Genomic DNA, 4048 nt, shown 5'->3' with positions numbered 1-4048 from the left:
TACCGCTAAATAAAAATCCCGGCTCCAGCCATTAAGCTGAATATAGATAATTGCTAAGGCCAAACTTGCTAAAAAGCAGATAAGATACAGGGTAAAAATCAGTTTTTTATTTTTAATAAATTCTCTTAACTCGGCAACGGCTACAACTACCGCCGTATAAGCCACAGCTACAAAAGCGGTGTTAAGCACAGGAAATTGCATAACTAAAAGTAACTGCGTTGCCGCATTGGCCGTAATAAAGAAAAACGTTACAAGGGTAAGCTGCGGTGTAAATTTTTTAGCTTGTAACATAAAGAGAGCTAATACAAAAAACCCTCCCGCTGCATTATTGGCACCCCATATCCAACCTAGCGCGGCTAAAGCTATCAGCCAAAACCAACCTTTGTAAAGCCCCAGCGCCAAAAGAGGGGCTAAAAAAGCCAAAAGGTTAAGCGGTTGAAAGACGCCGGTTTGTAACCTCATTATTAAAACTATAATTTCTATGGCAAATAATGCTAAAAAACATACAAGATAGAGCCATTTAAGCCTCATCATTTAACCCCTACATCTAGTTAATAATACAGAAGTAAAATTTATAAAGTTTATTACCAGCGGGGGCCACCGCTACCGACGCCAAAAAAAGGCTCAAAAGGTACATTGGCCATTACATTACCGGCTAACGCCATAGTTAAAAACAAAACGGCTGCTAATTTTTTCATAAAAATACTCCTCTAATTTTTAATATGGCTTATAGTATAGCGTTATTTTTAAAATTTGTCAAATATTTTTTTTAAAAATTTTATTCTATTATTATTTAAGTTAAATTCATAAAAATATATATGCTTTATTATTATTTAATAAATTGTGGGCTGCATTTTTTTATTTTACCTAATTTACCGCTTTTGCTTAATCTTCGTTGGGGCAAAGGTGGCTTTTAAAGTTAGGGTGGCAATAAAAATAAGGGCTTTTAGGGCCAACGTTAAGCACAATATCGCCGGGTTTATCGCTTAGTACTTTAATAGCTTCGTTAGGGTTAATTTTATAATCAATAAAAAAATTAAACATGCGGCTTTCGCTGTTTTTTAACGCCAGCTCGTAATCTTTTTCTTTGTTATTAATAATTTCGGCCGCCAGCTCTTTGGCATAATCAAAACTTAAACGTTCGTTATAACTAATTAAGTTGGCTAATTTTTGCAAACTATAATTTGGCTTTAAATATTTTTTAATAATGGCCTCTTTTTGCACCTCTTTATCAATGTTCTCCATTAACTCTTTGCAAAAATTTAATAAATTTTTACCTTTATGTTTAATAATAGTACCGTCTTCGCCCACAAAACTAAGGCTATGGTTAATGGGCATAAGCATTTGGCTGGTTTGCCATAATCTATTTAATAAAAAAATAAAAAGGTGGTAAAACTGATTATCGTTTACTTCACCGTAAATTTTTTTTAAATCGCAGTAAAGATTTTTTATAGTTACGCTAAAAATTAAATGCACACTTTTTTCGCTGCGGGCCGTAACACAATCGCCATGGCAGCTGTAATCTTTTAGTAAATCTAGGGTGTTTATCGAGTTATTTGTAATATGTTTATATAAGTAGCTGCTGCTATAAAAAAGATAGTGCGTCATATTTACCTCTTGTAATTATTAATGGTTTAAAAGTTCGGCCCGGCTAATATTATCTAAACCCAGCCAGTTGTCTATTAAAATAGATTGTAAACTTTCGTTGTCAATTTTATCTATAAAATAGTAACTTTGCGGCCGGTAGATAGCGGGCTCGGCCGGCTCTTCAAAAAGTAAGGCATCGTCTACCAATAAAAAATGAAAATGATTGGTAGAGTTTATTGTTTTAATTTCGTTTAACTTGCCGGCTTTGGCAAAAATTTTGGTGTAACTACCGCCGGCATCAAAATAAATTTTAAGGTAAATATGTTTATCTTTAAGTAAGTAAAGAGTTTGTAAAAGATAGTGCCGCTCGCGCTCCGATAAATTGGGTAAAGTTAAAGCAAAGCAAACCCGGCGGTTACCGCTAAGTAAAAGGCTGGTTATTCTTTCTATCCAAAAATCCAGCGGTAAAGTAAAGTTTTTACAATTATGTTTTTCTTCTAAAAATTTGTAAAATTTGTACCATTTAGGGTGTAACTGGTTTAAAACTAAATGGTTATAATTATCAAATAAATGGTCTATCACAGATTGCGGCATTTAAAGTCTCCTAAGCTTAAATGTCGCCAGTTGGTGGTTGTTTTTCAAGTTCATTTGTATGCAAATAAACAAAATAGGCTATGAGCAAGTTTTATTAAAATAAGATTTTGGCTTTAAGTGGTAAAAAATAACATCTTATTATTGTGCATAATCTGCAATGAGTAATGCATAGTTTAGTAATAAACTTAATTAGCGTATAATGCATATTATTTAATCGGCCGTTAGCGGCTTTAATTTAGGTTTTTGCCAATTACCAAATTTAAAGTATAAAAACCCTAAAGTAGCCGTAACTACCCAGTGGATAGGTTGGCTTAGCCAAATGCCGCTTAGCCCTAAGTACATAAGATTGAGGTCGTGGTTAGTAAAAATAATGATAAGCGGCACCCTAATTAAATAAAGGCCGACAAAGCTAATAATTAAAGGAATGGTGGTTTTACCGGCCCCGCGGATAGCGCCGGCAAACAAAAAGGTAAGGGCGGTAAAGGGGTACCCTATTAAGGTAATAGTTAGGGCTTCGCTGCCGATAACGACGGCGGCAAACCCGCCTTCGTTGATAAAAAGCTGTAAGATATTTGTCCTAAAAATAAAAGTAGGGATAACCAACAATAAAGTTAAGGTTACCGTAAAAACAGCAATAAAAGATACGCCGCGTTTAAGCCTATCCAGCTGGCCGGCCCCAAAGTTTTGGCCCGCTAAAGTACTGGCCGTTTGCATAAAGGCAAAGGTAGGGATTAACAATAAGCTATCGATACGCGCCAGCGCCCCGTTGGCGGCCAAAGCGGTGGCCCCAAAACCGCCAATAAAAACGGTTTGCAGCAAAAAACCAAAACTGGTAATAGCTTGCTGAATACCCATCGGCAACCCTAACTTAAGTGATTGTTTAGCTACAGCCCTATCAAAACGCAGGCTGTTAAGTTGCAGCCTAATGGCCTCGTTATGGTGAGTAAGCAGCTTAATGATACAACCTAACATAGCAATGGCTTGGCTAAACAAAGTAGCTAACGCCACCGCACGTATGCCTAAACCAAAATGAGCCACCAGTACAACGGTTAAAAAGATATTAACTACCGTAGAGATAGCCAGCATAATAAACGGGGTGGTAGAATCGCCGGTGGCTTGTAAGATAGAAGACACCGCCATATAGGTGGCAAAAATACCAAAGCCGCCAAACATAATACTTAAGTAATCGTTGGCATAGGGCAGGATTTCGGGCGGGGCATTTAAAAGATAAGTTAAAATTAGGGGCGATAAAACCATACCCACTAAACCAAGTAAGCTGCCGACAACGGCAAAGCAAATAACGGTGGTATTAACGGCGGCTTTAAGCTTAAGGGTATCTTTAGCGCCGTAACACTGCGAAATAACTACGCTCATACCGATACCAATCCCAAAAAAGAACGACATAACAAACCAAGTAACGGTACCCGACATACTAACGGCGCCCAGCGCGTAATGGCCGATGAGCTGGCCTACCACAATGCTATCTACCAAATTATAAAATTGGTTAAAAAGGCCGCTTAACAATAGCGGGGTAACAAACTTTAAGATACCTTTAGGCAACGAACCTTTTAAGAGGCCGTCTTTTTGGGTAAGCTTTTTACGCAGCACCAAAGCCAAAATAGTAGAGATAATAACAAAGATATAAAAGCTTATCCAGCCAACGGTAAAAAACATAGCCATTTTGTTATTATGAATAAAGATTTAAACTTTGTCAACTACTAGTTGAAAATTAAAAATTAAAAACTAACAATTAATAACTGGAAGATAAAAGTTTTTAATTTTTTGTTACTAATGTTTCCGTTAAATACTCTCTTAAATCATCGGGCATCTCGCTTACCATCTGCCGTATGTCGCCGGCTAAATCTAC

The 4048-nt window shown here is 36.7% G+C and carries 4 protein-coding genes; all 4 read right to left on the bottom strand.

Going from position 1 to position 4048, the window contains the following annotated elements; translation table 11 throughout:
- Positions 1-534 (bottom strand): hypothetical protein (locus FWE37_09280; protein ID MCL2521170.1); only part of this gene is annotated, 534 nt, incomplete at its 3' end.
- A 351-nt stretch (positions 535-885) separates the two neighbouring features.
- Positions 886-1608 carry a hypothetical protein gene (locus FWE37_09275; protein ID MCL2521169.1) on the bottom strand — a complete coding sequence of 241 codons (723 nt, stop codon included), beginning with the start codon at positions 1606-1608 and terminating at the stop codon, positions 886-888.
- 18 nt (positions 1609-1626) lie between these two features.
- Positions 1627-2181: a hypothetical protein gene (locus tag FWE37_09270; GenBank protein MCL2521168.1), complete on the bottom strand. Its 555-nt coding sequence runs from the start codon at positions 2179-2181 to the stop codon at positions 1627-1629.
- Positions 2182-2391: 210 nt separating this feature from the next.
- Complete coding sequence (locus FWE37_09265; GenBank protein MCL2521167.1) at positions 2392-3861, bottom strand: MATE family efflux transporter; 1470 nt, start codon at positions 3859-3861, stop codon at positions 2392-2394.
- Positions 3862-4048 lie beyond the last annotated feature (187 nt).

The sequence above is a fragment of the Spirochaetaceae bacterium genome (assembly GCA_009784515.1).
GTDB lineage: Bacteria > Spirochaetota > Spirochaetia > WRBN01 > WRBN01 > WRBN01.
Note: the sequence above shows the minus strand (reverse complement) of the source record. Positions and strands in the feature narration are given on the sequence as shown.